This is a genomic window from Butyricimonas sp. BSD2780061689_150309_C8, from assembly GCF_015560935.1.
GTDB classification, from domain to species: Bacteria; Bacteroidota; Bacteroidia; order Bacteroidales; family Marinifilaceae; genus Butyricimonas; species Butyricimonas paravirosa.
This window is the reverse complement of the sequence record NZ_JADMSV010000028.1, coordinates 1-19,349: the sequence shown is the minus strand read 5'-3', so window position 1 is coordinate 19,349 and position 19,349 is coordinate 1. Positions and strand designations below refer to the sequence as shown.

Here is a 19,349-nt window from a genome sequence, read left to right as displayed (position 1 = left end):
TCTTTTATCCATAAAAAACAGACAAATATACTTACTTAATGGTGATTTTAACGTATTAATTGAACAATTTTGTGTACATTAGTTCGATTTTACTAACATAAAGCAACTACATTATGGGACAACAAAAAAACAGAGGAATTATAGGGATACTCACCGGCGGAGGAGACGTTCCCGGCCTGAATCCAGCCATCAGGGCGGTAACCATTCGAGCCCTGCGCGAAGGCTATAAAGTTATTGGAATCAAAAGAGGCTGGGGTGGCCTGATTGACATCGTACGAGATCCACAATATGACAACTCTGGTAATTTTTTTGAATTAACAGAGGAAATCGTGAACAAAGCCGGACGCACTGGTGGGACTTTCCTGCATACATCCAGAACCAGGGCTTCCCACGTACCTAAAGCAAATGTACCCAAGCATTTACAGGATAAATACTCGGACGACATCAACGATCTGACCCCGGAAGTATTAAAGAACTTAGAGTTCATGGGTATCGACTACTTGATCCCGATCGGGGGTGATGACACGTTGAGTTACGCGGTACGCTTGAGCAAGGAAAGCGTGAAAGTCGTGGCCATACCCAAAACCATGGACAACGACGTTCCCGGAACAGATTACTGTATTGGATTCAGCACCTGCATCACCCGTACGATTGCCCTCACGCATGATCTCCGGACATCTGCCGGATCTCACGAACGAATACTGGTTCTGGAAGTCTTCGGACGCTATGCCGGGTTCACGGCAATGCTACCAACCTTAGCCGGAGCTGCCAACCGTTGTGTGATTCCGGAATACGAATTTAACATCGAACGTCTGACCGAACTACTTTGCGAGGATCGTTTCACGAATCCCAGCAAATACTCGGTGGTTCTCGTATCCGAAGGAGCCACTTTTTCCGGTGGCAACATGATTTTCCAAAGTGAAGAAACAGACATGTTCGGACATAAAAAGCTGGGAGGTATCGGAAACATGATCTCTCAACAATTAAAAGAACTTACCCCACAGTTTAATCACGGACAAGTAATCAACACCATCACGCAAAGACTGGGATATCTGGTTCGCTGTGGAGATCCGGATGCACTGGATTCCATCGTACCTATGGCATACGGGAACCTTGCTCTGGATTTAATTAACAAAGGATTACACGGCAGGCTAGTTATCCTAAGAAACGGACGTTATGACAACGCCCCGATCGAGATTGTAACCAGCAGTAAAAAGATCGTGGATGTTCCCAAATTCTATAACACGGAGAGATTACGTCCCCAATACAACAGTTTCGAATTCATGCCACAGATGATACTATAAAGATAAAGCTCCCGGGAAACCGGGAGCTTTTCTTTAAGATAAAAGAATAGTACTAACTCTTAGTTTTTAGCTTTTATCTTGTAGTGTTCAGAGTGGTTGAATTGGGTGTGATACTATCTACCTCCACGACAACTTCCGACTCCTCCACGACGGTTCCTACCGGTTCTTGTACTTGTTTCCCCGACTGCACCTTGCTTTTCTGACTATTCCCACAAGAAACAAACATCAAAGTTGCAGCAACCGCCACCATGCAAATCCATCCAATTCTTCCAAAAGTTTTCATCATATTCAAATTTAGTTTAGCTAGAAATTCAACGTGAAATGATACGTAATCAAGACGGTATAGGTTACAAAAAGGTGGGTCACCATCACGGCCCCACCAAAGACAATTTAGAATTTTCGAAAATTGTTATGCAAAAACATAACAATAACTTCAAAACAAACGTTTAACTAACTTTATTAAGAAATGCCTCCGGCTCTTTATTAAATTAGATCCCACTCTGAATTTAACAAAAAAGACGTGCCATGCACACCGGAGGCAATCTCTTTTGCGCAATACACGTCTTTATAACTTCAATTCGAGTGGGATGCTGCAAATGTAAGCATTAAATTTCATTTAACAACATTATTTTTACGAGAGAATTTGGAAAAAAGAAAATCTCTATATAGCTTTGTCCCTGTAAAAACAAAGAAGCATGATATACAATCAACACATAACCCAAACTTGGTGGTGGCACCTCTTTAAACTTCATAGTAAACAATGAGGTTATGTGATTGTATTGCATAATTAATATAGAGAGAGCCTATTGTTTACGAACAGTAGGCTCTTTTTTTTTATTCACCTTTTTAAAATCAAAAATCATGAAACCAATCAAGAAATTTATGCTCACCGAGCAAGAAATGCCAACCCAATGGTATAACATCGTGGCAGACATGCCCAACAAACCCCTTCCCCCTCTCCATCCGGGAACAAAACAACCGTTAAAACCGGAAGACCTTTACCCGCTATTTGCCCAAGAATTGGCAAAGCAGGAATTCGCTACCGAACGCTACATCGAGATCCCTGATGAAGTCCAGAACTTGTACAAAATATGGAGATCGACCCCTCTCGTACGAGCCTATGCTTTAGAAAAAGCTTTGGATACTCCTGCCAAAATATACTTCAAAAATGAAGGGACAAGCCCGGCCGGCTCTCATAAACCAAACACGGCCATTGCGCAAGCCTATTACAATTACAAACAAGGCATCAAACGCATCACCACAGAAACCGGCGGGGGGCAATGGGGTACAGCATTAAGCTTTGCCTGCCAACATTTCGGTCTGGACCTGAAAGTGTTCATGGTAAAAGTAAGCTACAACCAGAAACCCTATCGTAAATTGATGATGAACACGTGGGGATCAGACGTGATACCGTCACCGAGTAACTTGACGGAGGCCGGAAGAAAAATCCTACGGGAATATCCGGATTCGGCCGGTAGCCTAGGTATTGCCATTTCAGAAGCAGTCGAGCTTGCCGCACAAGATCCTCTAACCAATTACTCCCTGGGGAGCGTGCTAAATCACGTACTATTACATCAAACTATCATCGGCGAGGAAGCACTTCTCCAGATGGAAAAAGCGGGAGATGAACCGGACATCGTGATCGGGTGTTTCGGGGGAGGTTCAAACTTCGCCGGAATCAGTTTTCCATTCATCCGCAGGAACTTGAAGGAAGGAAAACATACCAGAGTAATTGCCGTAGAACCACAATCCTGTCCGAAATTAACCCGTGGTCAGTTCCAATACGATTTCGGTGATACAGTCGGGTTAACCCCCTTACTTCCCATGTACACGCTGGGACATGATTTCCAACCCGCAAGTATCCATGCCGGAGGTTTACGCTATCATGGAGCCGGGGTTATCGTCAGTCAATTACTCAAGGACAAGCTGATGGAAGCCGTTGCCATTCCGCAACTGGAGACCTTCGAGGCCGGAATATTATTTGCCAAAACCGAAGGGATAATTCCTGCACCTGAATCCACTCATGCCATAGCACAAGCGATTCGGGAGGCGAAAATTGCCAAAGTCGAAGGAAAAACCAAAACTATCCTGTTCAATCTATCCGGACATGGTATGATTGATCTCTACGCCTACGAACAATACCTTGGGGGAAATCTCCAGAACTTCGAGCTTTCTGATCAAGAAATAGCTCAATCTCTCGATAAACTAGAGAAAATCATGTGAAGAGCATAGCTATCTGATTTTTTGCTACATTTGCAAAAAAATCAGATAGCATGTTTTATACAGAACTCACTTTCCATATCTCCCCTTACGTGGAGGACATTGCAGATGCGATTATTGCCGAACTCGGCGACCTCGGATACGACAGTTTTTCATACTCGGATGACGGTTTCAAAGCTTACATACCAAGCAAAAACTTCAACGAGGAACAAGTAAAGTCATTAGAAATCCTTTCTTTCTTCCAGTCTCTATACACGATCACCTGGGAAAAAGCAGAAATCGAGAATCAAGATTGGAATAAAATTTGGGAAGAAAACTTCACTCCGATCCTCGTGCAAGACCGGATTCTGGTAAGAGCCGGATTCCATCCCACGATTGAAAACATCGAACACGAAATCATCATTGACCCGAAAATGAGTTTTGGCACGGGCCATCATGCCACGACAGCTCTCATGCTCGAAACGATCTTAGACATGAAACCTGATTTCTCCGGCAAAAAAGTCCTTGACATGGGATGTGGCACTGGTATTCTATCTATCATGGCCGCACAAGCCGGAGCCCAATCGGTTACCGGCATCGACATTGACGAATGGGCTTACAACAACGCCATGGAAAACATTGCCACCAACAACATGAACAATATACGTGTTCTCATCGGGGATGCAACATTACTAAACGGGGTAGAACACTACGACATCATCTTGGCCAATATCAACCGGAATATATTATTGAATGATATGCCTGCGTACGTGAAGGTACTCAATGACAACGGTTACCTCATCATGAGCGGATTTTACACCGAAGATCTTCCCGTTATTCGCGAGAAAGCCGAACTATTGCAACTAACCTATCAATCCAACAAAGTAAAAGACAACTGGACTGCCGTCATTTTCCACAAAAGATAACTTTTGCGGAAAGTTACAGGTTAGCGCAGGTTGTTAAAAAAAGAACTTGAAACTTGCCAACCTGTAACTTGTAACGTGACGTAGTCACATATCTGTTAATATTTTAACAAAGGCTTGCTTTTTCAATTTCAATATGCAATATTTGCATCGTGAAAAATACAAAAGAAGAATGAGAACAAGATATACTAATAACTATAAACAGATGATGTGCATGCAAAGGCTTTTTGCAGGCTAACGCACTGTTGTCAAAAAACTGTCGAAAAAAGCCTGTGTGAATACACGGGCTTTTTTCATGTAAAGAAATAAATGATTTAAAAACAATAAACTTATGAACGTATTAAAATTTGGAGGAACCTCGGTTGGCTCCGCACAACGAATTCAAGAAGTGGCAAAATTAATCTCGGATGACCAACCCAAAATTGTCGTTCTTTCGGCCATGTCCGGAACGACCAACACGTTAGTAGACATAACTAACTATCTGTACCGCAATGATAGGCAGGAAGCTTTGACGACAATCCAAAATCTCGAACTGGATTACTTGATGACCATCAGCGACCTTTACAGTACCGAAGAATTCAAGCACCGGGGACAAGAATTTGTACAAACCATCTTCACCTATCTCCGTTCATTCATCAACAAGGACTTTTACCCGTTACAGGAAAAAGCCGTTGTTGCACAAGGAGAAATCATTTCCACCACACTAATGCATTATTACTTACAAGAACAAGGTATACCTTCCACGCTCCTGTCCGCCTTGGATTTCATGCGTATCGACAAAGACTGTGAACCGGACTATTTTTATATCGAGCAAAACTTAAAACGACTATTATCCAACCCAGCCACGGAACGTATTATCATCACCCAAGGATTCATCTGCCGAAACGCTTACGGGGAAATAGACAACCTGAAAAGAGGGGGTAGTGACTACTCGGCCGCATTAATCGGAGCCGCACTCAAAGTGGATGAAATTCAGATATGGACCGACATTGATGGCGTACATAATAGCGACCCGCGGTATGTGAAAAATACGAAAGCCATTCGTTCTCTATCTTTTGATGAAGCAGCCGAACTTGCCTATTTCGGAGCAAAGATTCTCCACCCGTCAAGCATTCAGCCCGCTAAAAAAGCCAATGTCCCCGTCCGCATGAAAAACACGATGAACCCAAGTGACGAAGGAACCCTGATCACGAAAGAAAGCCCGATCAAAGATTTCAAAGCCGTGGCAGCAAAAGACGGGATCACGGCCATAAAAGTCAAATCCAGCAATATGTTACTCGCATACGGTTTTGTACGGAAAGTATTCGAAATATTCGAATCCTGGAAAACCCCGATCGACATGATTGCCACGTCGGAAGTTGCCATATCTCTCACAATCGACAGTACATGCCACTTGGAAGACATCAAAAAAGACCTCACGAAATATGGTACAATCGAGGTCGAAGAATCTCTTTCCATCATCTGCATCGTCGGGGATTGCTCGATCAACAATAGCGGACTCGCGGCTCGGGCTCTCACTGCGCTGGAAGATATTCCCCTGCACATGATCTCCTACGGGGCCAGCGAACACAGCATTTCTCTACTCGTGAAACAAGCAGACAAACAAAAAGCACTTGAGGCTCTTAGCGAAAGATTGTTAAATAAATGAGTTCATAAACCCACCCACATGAATATAGAAACCATCAAAACATTTCAAACCTTGAAGACCCCGTTTTACTACTACGACACGACTCTTCTACAAGCCACGCTTCAAGCCGCTTCCCAAGCAGCTAACGAACATGGATTCAATTTGCATTACGCGATAAAAGCGAATGCCAACCCACACATTCTTGACATCATTCAAAGCCACGGAATTGGTGCGGACTGCGTGAGTGGTAACGAGGTGGCTCAAGCCGTAGCAAGTGGTTTTCCCTCGGAACAAATCGTGTATGCCGGAGTCGGGAAAAGCGACGAGGAAATCCGGCTGGCTCTTGAAAAAGAGATATTCTGTTTCAACTGCGAATCTTTACCCGAAATAGAGGTGATCAACATACTGGCCGGAGAAATGGGGAAAAAAGCCTCTGTTGCTCTTCGGGTAAACCCCAACGTGGATGCCCACACGCATCATTACATCACCACGGGAATCGAAGAAAACAAGTTCGGGTTCTACCTTTACGACCTCGACCACGCCATCACGGCCTGCCGGGAAATGGAACACATCAAGCTTATCGGACTACATTTTCATATCGGCTCCCAGATCACCGATCTCACGGTATTCCGAGGACTTTGTTTGAGAGTAAACGAAATACAATCCCGCCTGAAAGAACAGGGAATCATTCTCCCTCACGTGAACTTCGGCGGTGGATTAGGCATCAATTACGATTGCCCCACGTGTGGGCTAATTCCCGACTTTGCCTCTTATTTTCAAATTTTTGCTGATTTCTTCGAGGCCCAGCCGGGTCAGCAACTTCATTTCGAACTAGGCCGATCCCTTGTCGGACAATGCGGTTCCCTTATCTCTCGTGTCCTGTACGTGAAGGAAGGGAAACATAAAAAGTTCGTCATCTTGGATGCGGGAATGAACGACCTTTTACGTCCGGCACTCTACCAAGCTTTCCACCGGATAGAAAATTTGACCTCCGTGGGAGAACATGAAAAATACGACGTGGTTGGCCCTATCTGTGAATCATCTGATTGTTTCGGCAAAGACCGGGAACTCCCCCTCACCAACCGGGGAGACTTGATCGCCATTCGCTCCTGTGGTGCATACGGAGAAGTCATGGCCTCACGATACAATCTCCGAGAATTACCGGGAAGTTACTTTTCCCAGTAATTCGTGATATTCCTGCCAATGGACTTGAAAATGTGAAACAGACCCGTTTTTCCCCGGGTCTGTTTCACATTTTCAAGTCCATTCACTATTTCTGATTATTTTTCTTATCATTCGGCTTGGCAATGGATTCTCTCATTTGCGTATCAGCCTCGATATTCTTCATCTTGTAGTAATCCATAATACCCAAATTACCGCTACGGAAAGCCTCTGCCATAGCACGAGGAACTTCTGCCTCAGCCTCGATCACTCTCGCCCGCATTTCCTGTGCAAGCGCCTTCATTTCATGCTCGGTAGCAACAGCCATTGCTCGGCGTTCCTCCGCTTTCGCCTGAGCGATTTTCAAATCGGCCTCTGCCTGATCGGTCTGTAATTCCGCACCGATATTCTTACCAATATCAATATCTGCAATATCAATAGACAAAATTTCAAAAGCAGTACCAGAATCCAATCCCTTGTTCAACACCACCTTCGAAATAGAATCCGGATTCTCCAAAACCTCCTTGTGCGAGGCTGCAGAACCAATTGAAGACACAATACCTTCCCCGACACGAGCCAGAATAGTTTCCTCCCCGGCACCCCCGACTAACTGACGGATATTTGCCCGTACCGTAACCCGGGCTTTAGCTATCAACTGAATACCATCTTTAGCCACGGCAGCCACTGGCGGGGTATTAATCACTTTCGGGTTCACACTCATCTGTACAGCCTCAAACACGTCACGACCGGCCAGATCCACGGCCGTTGCAATTTGAAACGTCAAGTCGATATTTGCTTTAGACGCAGACACCAAGGCATGTACCACTTGAGCCACGTGTCCCCCTGCCAGATAATGAGCCTCCAGTAAGTCACGATAAAGCTCCAAGCCTGCCTTTTTCCCCTCGATCATGGCACGAACGATAACCGTGGGAGGCACTTTCCGCCAACGCATCAAAACCAATTGCAACAAAGATATTTTCACATCAGACACTAACGCTTGAAACCACAAGCCGATCGGAATAAAGTAGAGGATCATCCAAAGTAAAAAAAGACCTCCGGCGATAACCGCTACCAGAAAAAACAAACTACTCTCCATCTTCTATTCAGTTTTTAATTTAACTACAATCTTATTTTTATACACTTTCAACACGACGACTTCCCGGTTTTCCTCGATATACCCGGAACGGGATTCCGCCTCGACCACACTGTCCCCCACCCGTACTTTTCCCATCGGCGCCAAGCGTCCCTGCGTCATCCCAATATCTCCTTCCCGAATGGATTCATCCACACCTTCCACCGTGCTATCAATCTGCGTGTGTAACTGCATACGCTTCCACGTCTTCGATCGCAAGACGTAATAAGTCACCCCGAAACCACAAAGAGCCGTCCCCAACAAAGTGAAATGCCCGACCGTCGTTCCCATCGTAGAATAAGCGATATAAATAGCGATTCCCACGCAAGCGAAACCTAAAATCCCTGCCACGTTCACTCCCGGGAAAACAAGAAACTCAAGTATTAACAGGACAAAGCCTATCAAGATCAGCATGAATAAAACAAGCCACTCCATATACAACATTTTTTGTTTGATAAAGATACATTTTTTTATTTAATAATAGTATCATCGTACTGAAATATTTTCCACACTCCCACCCCACCTTCCCAACCGATCAGGCCGTAACACCCGAACGTGACAAAGGAAGGCTACACCCTAAAATACCTGTTTAACTACCAATATAAAGAGTAGGAGAAATCAGATTTTAATTACCCCGAAATTATTTCCCCGCCCTCTGGCACGGGTTGCAGTGCTAGCGAGTTTGAACCCGCACATTTTCAACATACGATTTTCAATTCTCAATTATTATCTTTTACTTTGTAGCCAATTTTTCATTACCCATGTAGGCAATGAGTCAAGTACATAAAAGAGAGGACGAATGAAATACACTGAATTGGATGACAATGAAGAATTCTACCGCAAAGTAGAATATTACAACAAGGCAAGAACTGAAAAATTAAGCTATCATTATAAAGAAATTCTCAAATTATTGGGAGAAGATCCCGAAAGAGAAGGATTAGTGAAAACCCCATACCGTGTTGCAAAAGCCATGCAATTCATGACACGAGGCTACACGGAAAACCCGGAAGAAATCCTTCGCTCCGCCCTGTTCAAGGAAGATTATCGCCAGATGGTGATCGTCAAGGATATTGAAATTTATTCTCTATGTGAACACCACATGCTCCCGTTCATCGGACATGCCCACGTGGCCTATATCCCGAACGGATACATTACCGGGCTGAGTAAAATCGCACGGGTAGTTGAGGCCTTTTCAAGAAGGCTCCAAGTGCAGGAAAGACTGACGAATGACATAAAAAATTGTATACAGAATACACTCAATCCCCTCGGCGTTGCCGTGGTCATTGAGGCCCAGCACATGTGCATGATGATGCGGGGTGTGCAAAAACAAAATTCGGTAACGACCACTTCCGATTTCAGCGGGGCATTCGAAAAACTTGCCACGCGGGAAGAGTTCATCCGATTAATTAGTAACAAATTTCATTAAGAAATAAACATGACGAGTATGAAAAAAGCATTTGTTTTCCCGGGCCAAGGAGCCCAATTCGTAGGTATGGGCAAGGACTTGTACGAGAACTCACCCGAAGCAAAAGAGTTATTTGAAAAGGCAAATGAAATTCTGGGATTCCGCATCACGGACCTGATGTTCGAGGGAACCGACGAAGATTTAAAGCAGACCAAAGTAACTCAACCAGCGATATTCCTTCACTCGGTGATTCTTGCAAAATCGTTGAACGAGAAACCGGATATGGTAGCGGGTCACTCGCTGGGAGAATTCTCTGCACTTGTTGCCAACGGTACACTTTCTTTCGAAGATGGCTTGCGTCTTGTTCACGCCAGAGCGCTTGCCATGCAAAAAGCATGCGAGGCTAATCCATCCACGATGGCAGCCATCCTCGGGCTACCGGATGAAACTGTCGAAAACATTTTAGCTGAAATAGATGATGTAGTTGTTCCTGCCAATTACAACTGTCCGGGACAAATCGTTATTTCCGGAACGACACAAGGAATTGCCACCGCTTGCGAAAAATTAAAAGCAGCCGGGGCCAAACGGGCTCTCCCGTTAAAAGTCGGGGGGGCTTTCCACTCTCCGCTGATGGAACCTGCCCGGAAAGAACTGGCCGACGCCATCATGAACACCCATTTCTCACAACCTTCATGCCCGGTTTACCAGAACGTGAACGCACAACCGGTGTCTGACCCGGAGGTGATCAAAAAGAACTTGATTGCCCAGTTAACAGCATCTGTACGTTGGACTCAAACCGTACAAAATATGCTGGCAGACGGGGCATCATCTTTCTTAGAAATCGGTCCTGGAAACGTACTTCAAGGATTGATCAAAAAAGTAAGTACCGAAGTTGAAACAGCAGGAATGCAATAGATTTTGTTTAAAACAAAATCTACTGGTTACAAGTTACAGGTTAGCAAGTTACAAGTTCATGAATCTTACATATCAAGAACCGCCTAACCCATGAACTTGTAACCTGCAGAGCCGAAGGCTCAACCTGAAACTTGTAACAATTTTAAAGCCTCCCATGGGAGGCTTTAAAATTTTATTTATATCTTTGAACAAAGATAATTCAAGATAAAACCGGGATATGCCAAACAATAAAACGAAAAAACACCGTACGATTCAATACGTGTTTAAAATCAGTACGATCATCATTATCTGTGGTCTCATAGTCTTATTACTTCCTAAAATAGAGGGTTTTAAATATTCTTACCAAAAAGGGATGCCTTGGAAATACGAGACATTGATCGCACCCTTAGATTTTCCTCTGCATAAAAGTGCCGAAGAACTTGCCGCTGATATTGAAAAAATCAAAGAAGAGCAAGCCCCCATTTTCAACTTCAAAGAAACAAATATTGAAGCCCAGATCAACAAACTTTCAGAAAAAATAAACACATATCGAACCGCGAACAACGGAAAAGATATGGATAAAATCATTCAAAAACTACGGGAAATTTATTCCAAAGGCATCTTACTGATGCCGGAAAAAATGGATCCGGCTAAAATCAAAAATATTCTTATCGTCAAAAACAACATTGCCTTCGACGAAAAGTTTTCCAACGTGTACACGCTAAAGCAAGCCTACGAAACATTGGTTAAATACATCGAGAGCCTGCACCTGGCTAAATCAACAGAGGAAGGAATACTCAGTCTAGGCCTGAACAATTACATCAATCCAAACCTCGAATACGATGCCGGAAAAACGAGCCTTGCCATTGAAACCAGCGTGAAAAGTATTACTCCAACCCAAGGGATGGTCAACCGGGGAGATATTATCATATCCAAAAACGACCTAGTAACCCCCGAAAAATATAAAGTATTGGAATCTTTCCGGATAGAACACGAGCAAAGTTTGGGATCAACCATTGACAGAATCCGAATCTCGGTAGCTCAAACCGTGTTGACCTTGATCGCCATCATGAGTTTCTCCATCTTCCTCTATGTCTCCCGGAAACGGCTATTCTACAACAACAGGGATTTCTTTTTCCTGTATAGTATGTTTTTGCTAACCATTGCCCTAGGAAGTATCAGCTATTTTCAACACATCAATATCCTCACGATTCCCGTTTTATTCTTCCCAATCATCGTGAACATTTTATTCGGGACAAGACCGGCTCTTTATCTATTGATCGGTACAAGCTTGCTGGTTTCCTACTACGCTCCCAACAATTATATGTACTTCTTCATGCAAATATCAGCCGGGATCGTAGCCATGTTCAGCCTCTCACACCTGCAACGCCGTTCTCAACTATTTATTGCACTAGGTCTGATATTCTTAACTTATATATTGGTATACGGGGCTTTCACGCTCATACAAGAGGGAACTCTCGCACCTAAACATCTGTTCGCTGTCGTGTTCCTCATCATAAATACCGGCTTGTTAAGCTTAATTTATCCCGCCCTTTACCTGGTAGAACGCCTCTTCGGGTACACGTCTGAAATCAGTTTACTGGAATACTCGAACCCGAATCACCCGGCCTTACGCAACCTGACGAAAAAAGCCCCGGGAACATTCCAACACTCCCTCATGGTTGCCAACCTAGCGGAAGAGGCAATTTATCACATCGGGGGTAGCCCGCTTTTAGCCCGTACCGGGGCATTGTACCATGACATCGGGAAAACATACAACCCGATCATGTTCGTGGAGAATCAAACAGGAGGCTTAAACCCGCACGATTCTCTGGATTTTGACGAAAGCGCCCAGATCATTATCAAACACGTAACACAAGGCTTGGAACTTGCCAATAAATACAAATTACCGGAAGTCCTCAAAGACTTTATCCGCACACACCATGGTAAAAGTAAAGTAAAATACTTCTACTACTCATTCAAAAACAAATACCCGGACAAGGAAATAGATGAATCCCTGTTCACTTATCCCGGTCCGGACCCCGTGAGAAAAGAGTGTGCCGTAGTCATGATGGCCGATGGAGTGGAAGCAGCCTCCCGGGCTCTGGAAATAAAGGATGAAGAAAACCTGACCAAACTGGTGAATAACTTGATTGACGGCCTTCTCCAAGATGGACGATTCGCTAACGCAGACTTGACATTCAAGGACATTTCCACGGTGAAACGAGTATTTACAGAAATGCTTATAAACGTGTACCATGCCCGTATCGCGTACCCGAAATTACAAACCAAAGCATAACCCTCAAGACCTAAATATATGACACAAAAACCAATAACCATCAAAGACATTGCAGAGAAATTAAATATATCCGTGTCTACCGTCTCCCGTGCGCTAAAAGACAATCACGAGATCAGTGCGCAAACACGTAAAACCGTGCAGGAACTGGCTAAACAACTCGGTTACAAACCCAATCCTATCGCCGTAGCACTGAAAACCCATAAAAGTCATTCGATCGGAGTTATTGTACCCCAGATCGTGAGTACTTTTTTTGCCACAGTCGTGAAAACGATTGAGGAAGTTGCAGACGGTCACGGCTACAACGTTTTAGTCATATCCTCGAACGAAAGTTTCCAAAAAGAACAAAAAAGCGTGGAAGTACTCATGGCCAACCGGGCGGATGGAATTATCCTTGCCTTATCACACGAGACGAAAGACTATGAACACATTAAAATGATACAGGAATCCGGAACACCTATCGTGCTGTTCGACCGTACCACGAATGAACTCAACGTGTCACGGGTCGTAACGGATGGTGTCACTGCCGCATTCCAAGCCGTTCAACACCTCGTTTCCGAAGGTTGCAAAAAAATAGCTTTATTATGCGGTCCCGAAAACGTTGCCATCGGGGGCAATCGCATGGAAGGCTACGAAAAAGCCATGGAAGCCAACCATCTTCCGGCTAAAACAGAACTAATCTGGCACTGTTCCGATTTCACGGTAGAGGCTGGAAAAGAAGCGACACGCCAGTTACTCTCCCGGAAAGAGAGACCGGATGCCATATTCGGCATCACAGACGATTTGGCAATCGGGGCTATTGAGGCGATCAAGGAAAAAGGACTTAACATCCCGGAAGACATTGCCGTTGTCGGTTTCTCCAACACGAAACGCTCACGCTACATGAACCCGACAGTAAGTTCCATCAACCAATTCCCGGAAAAAATCGGACGGGCCGCGGCTGAACTTCTGTTTGATCAGATTCTGAACAGCAAGCACGCACAGATTAAAAAAGAAATCATTAACTGCGAACTGATCGTTAGAGAATCTTCGGACAGACTATGTAAAACACTATAAATGCTAACATAATTGCTAAAATCTTAACAATATAAATTAAAACCTTGTTAATTACTCGGTTAAAGATTATTAAACCTAAAAATCAATGGTTTGAATGACTATTTTTGTAGAAATTAATAACAGCAGCCCATGGATGTAGTTGTGGAAAATCTGACGAAATCTTTCGAGAATCAGAAAGCCGTGGATTCAATTTCTTTTAAAGCAAAAAGAGGTGAAATCCTTGGATTCCTAGGGCCTAACGGTGCGGGTAAAACAACCACGATGAAGATCATGGCAGGGCTACTGACACCGGATTTCGGAAATATAACATTCGGGGACTATTCGATTTGGAAACAGGCAGGTAAAATAAAAAACATCATCGGTTACCTCCCGGAACGTAACCCTTTGTATGACGAAATGAACGTGATTGATTTTCTATTTTTTATTTCAAAACTTCACAATATTCCTAAATACAAAATCACGTCACGTGTTTTGGATATGATTCGTTTATGCGGGTTAGACAACGATAAGCACAAACAGATCGGCGAATTATCCAAGGGATTTCGCCAACGGGTAGGAATTGCCCAGGCACTAATTCACGATCCGGAAGTGGTCATTCTCGATGAACCGACAACAGGACTTGACCCCAACCAGATTTTTGGAATCCGTAAAATCATCAAAGAAATCGGGGAAGAAAAAACAGTTATTTTAAGTTCCCACATTCTTTCTGAAATCGAAACAACTTGCGATCAAGTGATGATCATGAGTAACGGAAAAATCGTGGCCAATGGCACGACATCCGAACTTCGTCGCAAATCGGATGCCGAATATTGCCTAAAAATAGGCATCAAGGGTGGGGAAACAACCGACATACACGAGGCACTGAACGACCTGCCGGGAGTACTCCACATCGAGATTATTCATAAACAAAATTTTGAACTCCAATGTAAACCCGATGTAGAAATCGAAAAGTCAATCTTTAACCTTTGCCAAGAAAACAACTGGTACATCAGCGAGTTAACTCCCGTACAAACCAGATTGGAAGATATATTTCGTAAAGTTACACAAAATGAATAATTCATGGGTGCAGTTAAAGTTATAATAAACAAAGAATTAAAAGTAGCATTTAATTCATTATTGATATACATCGCATACACGGCTTTCCTTTGTGTAACGGGATTTGCTTGCTGGTTCTCCGGGAAAAACATCTTTTCAAGCGGACAAGCTTCTCTAAGCAACCTGTTCAACGTGTTTTACTGGACGCTCTTTTTCCTAATACCGGCACTCACGATGAGAAGTATTTCAGAAGAACGCAAGGATGGAACCTTTGAACTCTTATTCTCAAAGCCGATTAAAACATGGCAGTTAATCATGGGGAAATTCTTTGCTATACTATTACAAGTAGTTATATGTCTAGCATTGACACTTCCCTACTATATCACGATTGCCTCACTGGGTAACGTTGATCATGCCGTTGGCTTTTGCGGTTACCTGGGGCTTATTCTGGTCAGTGGATGTTACATCAGTATCGGGATGTTCGCCTCGTCCCTCACCCCGAACACGATCGTGGCCTTCTTCATCACGTTTGCTATCGAGATAGGATTCGTGCTTTTATTTGAATTCATTGCTGAACTATGGGGGTCCGGATTTATAGCGGCATTATTCACGTATCTCTCCATTGGAGAACATTTTGATGCCATCCCCCGCGGAGTGATCGACACGAAAGACTTGATATACTTTATCAGCGTAATTATTATATTTTTAGCATTAGCAAGACATTATATCTGTAAAAATCGGTTTTAATATTTAGTACGAAAGTGATGAAAAAGAAATTGATATACAATCCGACCTACCTGATTTTATCACTGATAGCGGTAAATATTATTTCCTATTTCCTATTTATCAGGATTGACCTCACGAGTAACAAAAAATATTCTTTAAGCCCTGTCAGCAAAACGATGATCAAAAAAATCGACAAGGATATTTCCGTTACCTTATTCATGTCCGAAGGTCTCACGCCCGACAAAATAAAACTCGGACGGGAATTCCGACACTTGCTGAAAGAGTACAAGACAATCAGTAATAAAGCATTCACCATAAACACGATCATACCGAACAACAGTGACAAGGAAGCTCTGGCTGAACAACTAGGGATAGAACCAATGGCCCAGGAAATAGCCGAGAGAGACATGGTGAAAATTCAAAAAGTATACTTTGGAGCCGTCATCCAGATTGGCAACAAAAAAGAGGCAATAAACATTCTCCCGACCACGGCATTAGAATACGAGGTTACCCGCCGTTTAAAAGAAGCTTGCGACACGACCAAACCGACTATCGGTTTCTTACGTGGCCATAACGAAATGTTGAGACAAAAAACTCTGTTAATCGAGCATGAACTATCCCATAGTGCCAAGATTGAATCCATGCGCATAGACCAGTTTACAGATTTGAATGACTACAAAGTAATCTGTATCGTGGGACCGAAAGAATCATTCAGCAAGGAAGAACTCGTTCGATTGGGGCAATACTTGGAACAAGGGGGAAGACTCTACATTGCTTTGAATCACGCGGTCGGACAAATCAGTTACAGCCAGAATAACGGTTTCATCAACCGGGTCGGCATAGAAGATATGCTGGAAGAATTCGGGCTAAAAATCAACTATGATTTCGTCGTGGATAACTATTGCGGACGCATACTCGTTACTCAGGATCAAGGATTTCTACAACTCCAAAGTGACCGCCATTTCCCGTATATACCTATCATCCAGAACTTCAGTTCTCACGTAATCACGAAAGGACTGAATGCCATGCTATTACAATTTGCCAGTAGTATCACGAATGTAAAAACGACCTCCGCTTACACGTTCACCCCGTTGGCAAAATCATCTTCCATTTCAGGCGTGCAAAAAGTTCCGGTATTCTTCGATATTTATAAAACTTGGACAAGAAAACACGACTTTAATCAACCCTACAATACTGTTGCCGCATTATTAAGTAACGAAGATAACAACAGTGCTATTGTTGTCATCACGGATGCCGACTTCATGGAAGACAAATTCTTTGACCCGTTCTATATCAGTAATATCAATTTTGCCGTAAACTCCATTGAATGGCTGGCGGACGATTCCGGATTAATTAAATTGAGAAACAAATATATCGAGAATCAGTCATTAAAAGTAGTAAGCGACTCTTACAGGAGATTCTTAAAATATACCAACTTTTTCCTGCCCATCATGCTGGTATTACTTATCGGACTATATCAATACAGGGAATATAAAAGAAAACGGTTGAGACGTTCTCAACCGGGTCGTATCGATTAGGTGATTACTCACCTAATCGTTTTATTTTTTGATACAAGGCCTCGCTCACCTCGCATAACGGAGATCTTAACTTCTGGCAGGCAATCACACCTCTGGCATGTAACGCAGCTTTTATTCCCGCGGGATTTCCCTCTTCAAAGAGAGCTTTAAACATCTCACCCAACTGCAAATGAATCTGCCGAGCCTCCCCGTACTCGCCTTCCAATGCCAAATGCAGCATCGTGGAGAATTCATTCGGCATCACGTTAGCAATCACGGAAATAACGCCACTGGCCCCTATAGATACTAACGGTAAGGCAATACCATCATCTCCCGACAGGAAGATAAAATTCTCCGGCATTCCGGAAATGATTGCCGTAGCCTGTTCAAAATTCCCGGAAGCCTCTTTAATGGCGATGATATTCTCAAAATCACGAGCCAACTTCAAGGTTATCGCGGCAGTCATATTCACGGACGTACGCCCCGGAACATTATACAAGATCACGGGAAGAGGTGTATGCTCGGCTATCGCCTTAAAATGATTATACAACCCTTGTTGAGAAGGTTTATTATAATACGGGGTAACACTCAGAATGGCATCTCCCAACCGCAGATAAGGCAGCGTGGCAAGATCATGGATCACTTGAGCCGTATTATTTCCCCCGATTCCCAAAACAATCGGCAAACGTCCGGCATTCTCTTCAGCAATGACTTGCACGACAAAAGCTCTTTCGTCCGCTGTCATCGTTGCCGCCTCGGACGTCGTTCCTAAAGCTACCAGATAATCCACCCCACCATCAACCACGTAATTCACCAGGTTCCTCAGAGAATGTTCATCCACACGTCCCGTTTCGTCAAATGGAGTCACTAAAGCAACCCCTACTCCCGAAAACTTTTTCATTTCAATACGTATTTATCTTAGTTAATAATTTAAACAACCGCTCTATAAAATCATCTATATCCCGCACCCCGTCAAAATCAATATCATGTCCCGTACCGTAACCAATCTTGCAAGACGCCTTGGCCGACTTCACGATATAATCCCCACACACATCCGGTTTCAACGACAAATCAATCAACAGTCCCTCCTTCCTGTTCAGTATTTCCTGCACCCGGGGATCACGAAATCCTCCCTTGTAAGAAATACCAGAACTATCCAGATAAATAGCATCCTGTATTTGCTCCGTATTCAACTTAGGCTGCCGGATAAAAGCAAGCAAACAAACGTCCATATATTTGGCCAGAGCCTCCCGCACCTTATCGACAGAAGACACCGGGACATCATCAGCTACCCAAAACACGACACATTTTTTGGCCGTATCTAAATTATAAAACGACAATACCCGTTCATCTTTTACCACTATATTCTTCAAATGACGCTTTTTAAACCCTTCTGCAATACATTTAAACATACAAAACTATTTATCTGACTCTTACTCCTAACTTTATCATATTCATTTGTACATGAACAGAGTAACACAAATGTAGTAATAAAAACTATATGCACTCCACTTTGTTATTTTTCAAACATAAAAAAAGTATTTGAAAAAATTCCGTTAACTCTTGCAGGAAAAAAGAACATTCCCTATCTTTGCCACGCAAATCAAGAAGGACTCGTAGCTTAATGGATAGAGCACTTGGTTACGGCCCAAGAGGTTGTGGGTTCGACTCCCGCCGAGTTCACGAAAATCCCCCGAAAGACATCTTTCGGGGGATTTTTCATTAGTCAAACAATTGATCCAAATCTTTCTTCAACTCCGAAGGTTGTTTCGCTTTACTCCACAAAATTCACCCTTCTTTATCCAAAAGGATAGTGTTTCAAAAAGTGTGTAAATTCCGAATTGATTATTTTTGTAATGCAATTTTCAAAAATGAATAATTATGGAATTTACACGTGAACAAATCTCGGAAATAATTTCCGAAATCACAAACGGTGAACTAGGTTTACAAGGCTTGGTCAAACAAGGTTTAGAAAGTTTAATGTTATCGGAACGTGCTCTTCATAACGAGACACGTGGTGACGTGAGTAACGGTTTTCGTGGTCGTCGAGTATGTCATGGAGGTAAGGTCTTCG

At 43.3% G+C, this 19,349-nt stretch carries 17 protein-coding genes, 1 tRNA gene and 1 pseudogene; 14 read left to right on the top strand and 5 right to left on the bottom strand.

Annotated elements, in window-relative coordinates:
• Nucleotides 1-113 precede the first annotated feature (113 nt).
• Nucleotides 114-1,304: a 6-phosphofructokinase gene (locus tag I2I33_RS17150; RefSeq protein WP_087421575.1), complete on the top strand. Its 1,191-nt coding sequence runs from the start codon at nucleotides 114-116 to the stop codon at nucleotides 1,302-1,304.
• A 73-nt stretch (nucleotides 1,305-1,377) separates the two neighbouring features.
• Here I2I33_RS17150 and I2I33_RS17145 read toward each other — a convergent pair whose 3' ends face one another.
• Entirely contained in the window at nucleotides 1,378-1,590 is a 213-nt protein-coding gene (locus tag I2I33_RS17145) for a hypothetical protein (RefSeq protein WP_140402600.1), read from the bottom strand.
• A 575-nt stretch (nucleotides 1,591-2,165) separates the two neighbouring features.
• Between I2I33_RS17145 and I2I33_RS17140 the strand changes: the two genes are divergently transcribed.
• The 4 genes from I2I33_RS17140 to lysA all read left to right on the top strand — a co-directional run bounded on the left by I2I33_RS17140 (nucleotide 2,166) and on the right by lysA (nucleotide 7,238).
• Nucleotides 2,166-3,527 (top strand): TrpB-like pyridoxal phosphate-dependent enzyme, encoded by a 1,362-nt coding sequence (locus tag I2I33_RS17140; protein ID WP_087421573.1) that lies wholly within the window; start codon nucleotides 2,166-2,168, stop codon nucleotides 3,525-3,527.
• Nucleotides 3,528-3,577: 50 nt separating this feature from the next.
• On the top strand, nucleotides 3,578-4,429 hold the full coding sequence (prmA, locus tag I2I33_RS17135; protein ID WP_087421572.1) for a 50S ribosomal protein L11 methyltransferase: 852 nt from the start codon (nucleotides 3,578-3,580) through the stop codon (nucleotides 4,427-4,429).
• A 328-nt stretch (nucleotides 4,430-4,757) separates the two neighbouring features.
• Nucleotides 4,758-6,074 carry an aspartate kinase gene (locus I2I33_RS17130; RefSeq protein ID WP_087421571.1) on the top strand — a complete coding sequence of 439 codons (1,317 nt, stop codon included), beginning with the start codon at nucleotides 4,758-4,760 and terminating at the stop codon, nucleotides 6,072-6,074.
• Between the two features lie 18 nt (nucleotides 6,075-6,092).
• The gene (gene lysA, locus I2I33_RS17125; protein ID WP_087421570.1) at nucleotides 6,093-7,238 is read left to right on the top strand and encodes a diaminopimelate decarboxylase; all 1,146 of its coding nucleotides are present in this window, start codon (nucleotides 6,093-6,095) and stop codon (nucleotides 7,236-7,238) included.
• Between the two features lie 85 nt (nucleotides 7,239-7,323).
• Here lysA and floA read toward each other — a convergent pair whose 3' ends face one another.
• Together floA and I2I33_RS17115 are read right to left on the bottom strand one after the other, a co-directional pair.
• Nucleotides 7,324-8,310 carry a flotillin-like protein FloA gene (gene floA, locus I2I33_RS17120; RefSeq protein WP_027201591.1) on the bottom strand — a complete coding sequence of 329 codons (987 nt, stop codon included), beginning with the start codon at nucleotides 8,308-8,310 and terminating at the stop codon, nucleotides 7,324-7,326.
• 3 nt (nucleotides 8,311-8,313) lie between these two features.
• Nucleotides 8,314-8,781, bottom strand: coding sequence for an NfeD family protein (locus tag I2I33_RS17115; protein WP_087421886.1), 468 nt, complete (start codon nucleotides 8,779-8,781; stop codon nucleotides 8,314-8,316).
• 364 nt (nucleotides 8,782-9,145) lie between these two features.
• Between I2I33_RS17115 and folE the strand changes: the two genes are divergently transcribed.
• The 7 genes from folE to I2I33_RS17080 all read left to right on the top strand — a co-directional run bounded on the left by folE (nucleotide 9,146) and on the right by I2I33_RS17080 (nucleotide 17,296).
• Complete coding sequence (folE, locus tag I2I33_RS17110) at nucleotides 9,146-9,772, top strand: GTP cyclohydrolase I FolE (RefSeq protein ID WP_087421569.1); 627 nt, start codon at nucleotides 9,146-9,148, stop codon at nucleotides 9,770-9,772.
• Between the two features lie 18 nt (nucleotides 9,773-9,790).
• A complete protein-coding gene (fabD, locus tag I2I33_RS17105) occupies nucleotides 9,791-10,666 on the top strand; it encodes an ACP S-malonyltransferase (RefSeq protein ID WP_087421885.1) in 876 nt (291 codons plus the stop codon).
• Nucleotides 10,667-10,883: 217 nt separating this feature from the next.
• Nucleotides 10,884-12,944: an HD family phosphohydrolase gene (locus I2I33_RS17100; protein ID WP_087421568.1), complete on the top strand. Its 2,061-nt coding sequence runs from the start codon at nucleotides 10,884-10,886 to the stop codon at nucleotides 12,942-12,944.
• Between the two features lie 18 nt (nucleotides 12,945-12,962).
• Nucleotides 12,963-13,997 (top strand): LacI family DNA-binding transcriptional regulator, encoded by a 1,035-nt coding sequence (locus I2I33_RS17095; RefSeq protein ID WP_087421567.1) that lies wholly within the window; start codon nucleotides 12,963-12,965, stop codon nucleotides 13,995-13,997.
• 129 nt (nucleotides 13,998-14,126) lie between these two features.
• Nucleotides 14,127-15,053 carry an ATP-binding cassette domain-containing protein gene (locus tag I2I33_RS17090; RefSeq protein WP_087421566.1) on the top strand — a complete coding sequence of 309 codons (927 nt, stop codon included), beginning with the start codon at nucleotides 14,127-14,129 and terminating at the stop codon, nucleotides 15,051-15,053.
• A 3-nt stretch (nucleotides 15,054-15,056) separates the two neighbouring features.
• Complete coding sequence (locus tag I2I33_RS17085) at nucleotides 15,057-15,779, top strand: ABC transporter permease subunit (protein ID WP_087421565.1); 723 nt, start codon at nucleotides 15,057-15,059, stop codon at nucleotides 15,777-15,779.
• Nucleotides 15,780-15,796: 17 nt separating this feature from the next.
• The gene (locus I2I33_RS17080; RefSeq protein ID WP_087421564.1) at nucleotides 15,797-17,296 is read left to right on the top strand and encodes a GldG family protein; all 1,500 of its coding nucleotides are present in this window, start codon (nucleotides 15,797-15,799) and stop codon (nucleotides 17,294-17,296) included.
• Between the two features lie 4 nt (nucleotides 17,297-17,300).
• Here the strand turns inward: I2I33_RS17080 and dapA are convergent, their stop codons facing one another.
• Nucleotides 17,301-18,176: a 4-hydroxy-tetrahydrodipicolinate synthase gene (gene dapA, locus I2I33_RS17075; RefSeq protein WP_087421563.1), complete on the bottom strand. Its 876-nt coding sequence runs from the start codon at nucleotides 18,174-18,176 to the stop codon at nucleotides 17,301-17,303.
• A 1-nt stretch (nucleotide 18,177) separates the two neighbouring features.
• On the bottom strand, nucleotides 18,178-18,687 hold the full coding sequence (locus I2I33_RS17070; RefSeq protein ID WP_087421562.1) for a DUF6913 domain-containing protein: 510 nt from the start codon (nucleotides 18,685-18,687) through the stop codon (nucleotides 18,178-18,180).
• 198 nt (nucleotides 18,688-18,885) lie between these two features.
• On the opposite strand from I2I33_RS17070, the gene I2I33_RS17065 reads away from it, so the two are divergent.
• Nucleotides 18,886-18,958 (top strand) — tRNA-Arg (locus tag I2I33_RS17065).
• Between the two features lie 198 nt (nucleotides 18,959-19,156).
• A pseudogene (locus I2I33_RS17060) lies at nucleotides 19,157-19,349 on the top strand (IS256 family transposase); the annotation flags it as partial.

What these genes read in the sequence shown, in the direction of transcription:
- I2I33_RS17150 (WP_087421575.1), top strand. Translation starts at nt 114, where the DNA reads ATGGGACAACAAAAAAACAGAGGAATTATAGGGATACTCACCGGCGGA.
- I2I33_RS17145 (WP_140402600.1), bottom strand. Translation starts at nt 1,590, where the DNA reads ATGATGAAAACTTTTGGAAGAATTGGATGGATTTGCATGGTGGCGGTT.
- I2I33_RS17140 (WP_087421573.1), top strand. Translation starts at nt 2,166, where the DNA reads ATGAAACCAATCAAGAAATTTATGCTCACCGAGCAAGAAATGCCAACC.
- prmA (WP_087421572.1), top strand. Translation starts at nt 3,578, where the DNA reads ATGTTTTATACAGAACTCACTTTCCATATCTCCCCTTACGTGGAGGAC.
- I2I33_RS17130 (WP_087421571.1), top strand. Translation starts at nt 4,758, where the DNA reads ATGAACGTATTAAAATTTGGAGGAACCTCGGTTGGCTCCGCACAACGA.
- lysA (WP_087421570.1), top strand. Translation starts at nt 6,093, where the DNA reads ATGAATATAGAAACCATCAAAACATTTCAAACCTTGAAGACCCCGTTT.
- floA (WP_027201591.1), bottom strand. Translation starts at nt 8,310, where the DNA reads ATGGAGAGTAGTTTGTTTTTTCTGGTAGCGGTTATCGCCGGAGGTCTT.
- I2I33_RS17115 (WP_087421886.1), bottom strand. Translation starts at nt 8,781, where the DNA reads ATGGAGTGGCTTGTTTTATTCATGCTGATCTTGATAGGCTTTGTCCTG.
- folE (WP_087421569.1), top strand. Translation starts at nt 9,146, where the DNA reads ATGAAATACACTGAATTGGATGACAATGAAGAATTCTACCGCAAAGTA.
- fabD (WP_087421885.1), top strand. Translation starts at nt 9,791, where the DNA reads ATGAAAAAAGCATTTGTTTTCCCGGGCCAAGGAGCCCAATTCGTAGGT.
- I2I33_RS17100 (WP_087421568.1), top strand. Translation starts at nt 10,884, where the DNA reads ATGCCAAACAATAAAACGAAAAAACACCGTACGATTCAATACGTGTTT.
- I2I33_RS17095 (WP_087421567.1), top strand. Translation starts at nt 12,963, where the DNA reads ATGACACAAAAACCAATAACCATCAAAGACATTGCAGAGAAATTAAAT.
- I2I33_RS17090 (WP_087421566.1), top strand. Translation starts at nt 14,127, where the DNA reads ATGGATGTAGTTGTGGAAAATCTGACGAAATCTTTCGAGAATCAGAAA.
- I2I33_RS17085 (WP_087421565.1), top strand. Translation starts at nt 15,057, where the DNA reads ATGGGTGCAGTTAAAGTTATAATAAACAAAGAATTAAAAGTAGCATTT.
- I2I33_RS17080 (WP_087421564.1), top strand. Translation starts at nt 15,797, where the DNA reads ATGAAAAAGAAATTGATATACAATCCGACCTACCTGATTTTATCACTG.
- dapA (WP_087421563.1), bottom strand. Translation starts at nt 18,176, where the DNA reads ATGAAAAAGTTTTCGGGAGTAGGGGTTGCTTTAGTGACTCCATTTGAC.
- I2I33_RS17070 (WP_087421562.1), bottom strand. Translation starts at nt 18,687, where the DNA reads ATGTTTAAATGTATTGCAGAAGGGTTTAAAAAGCGTCATTTGAAGAAT.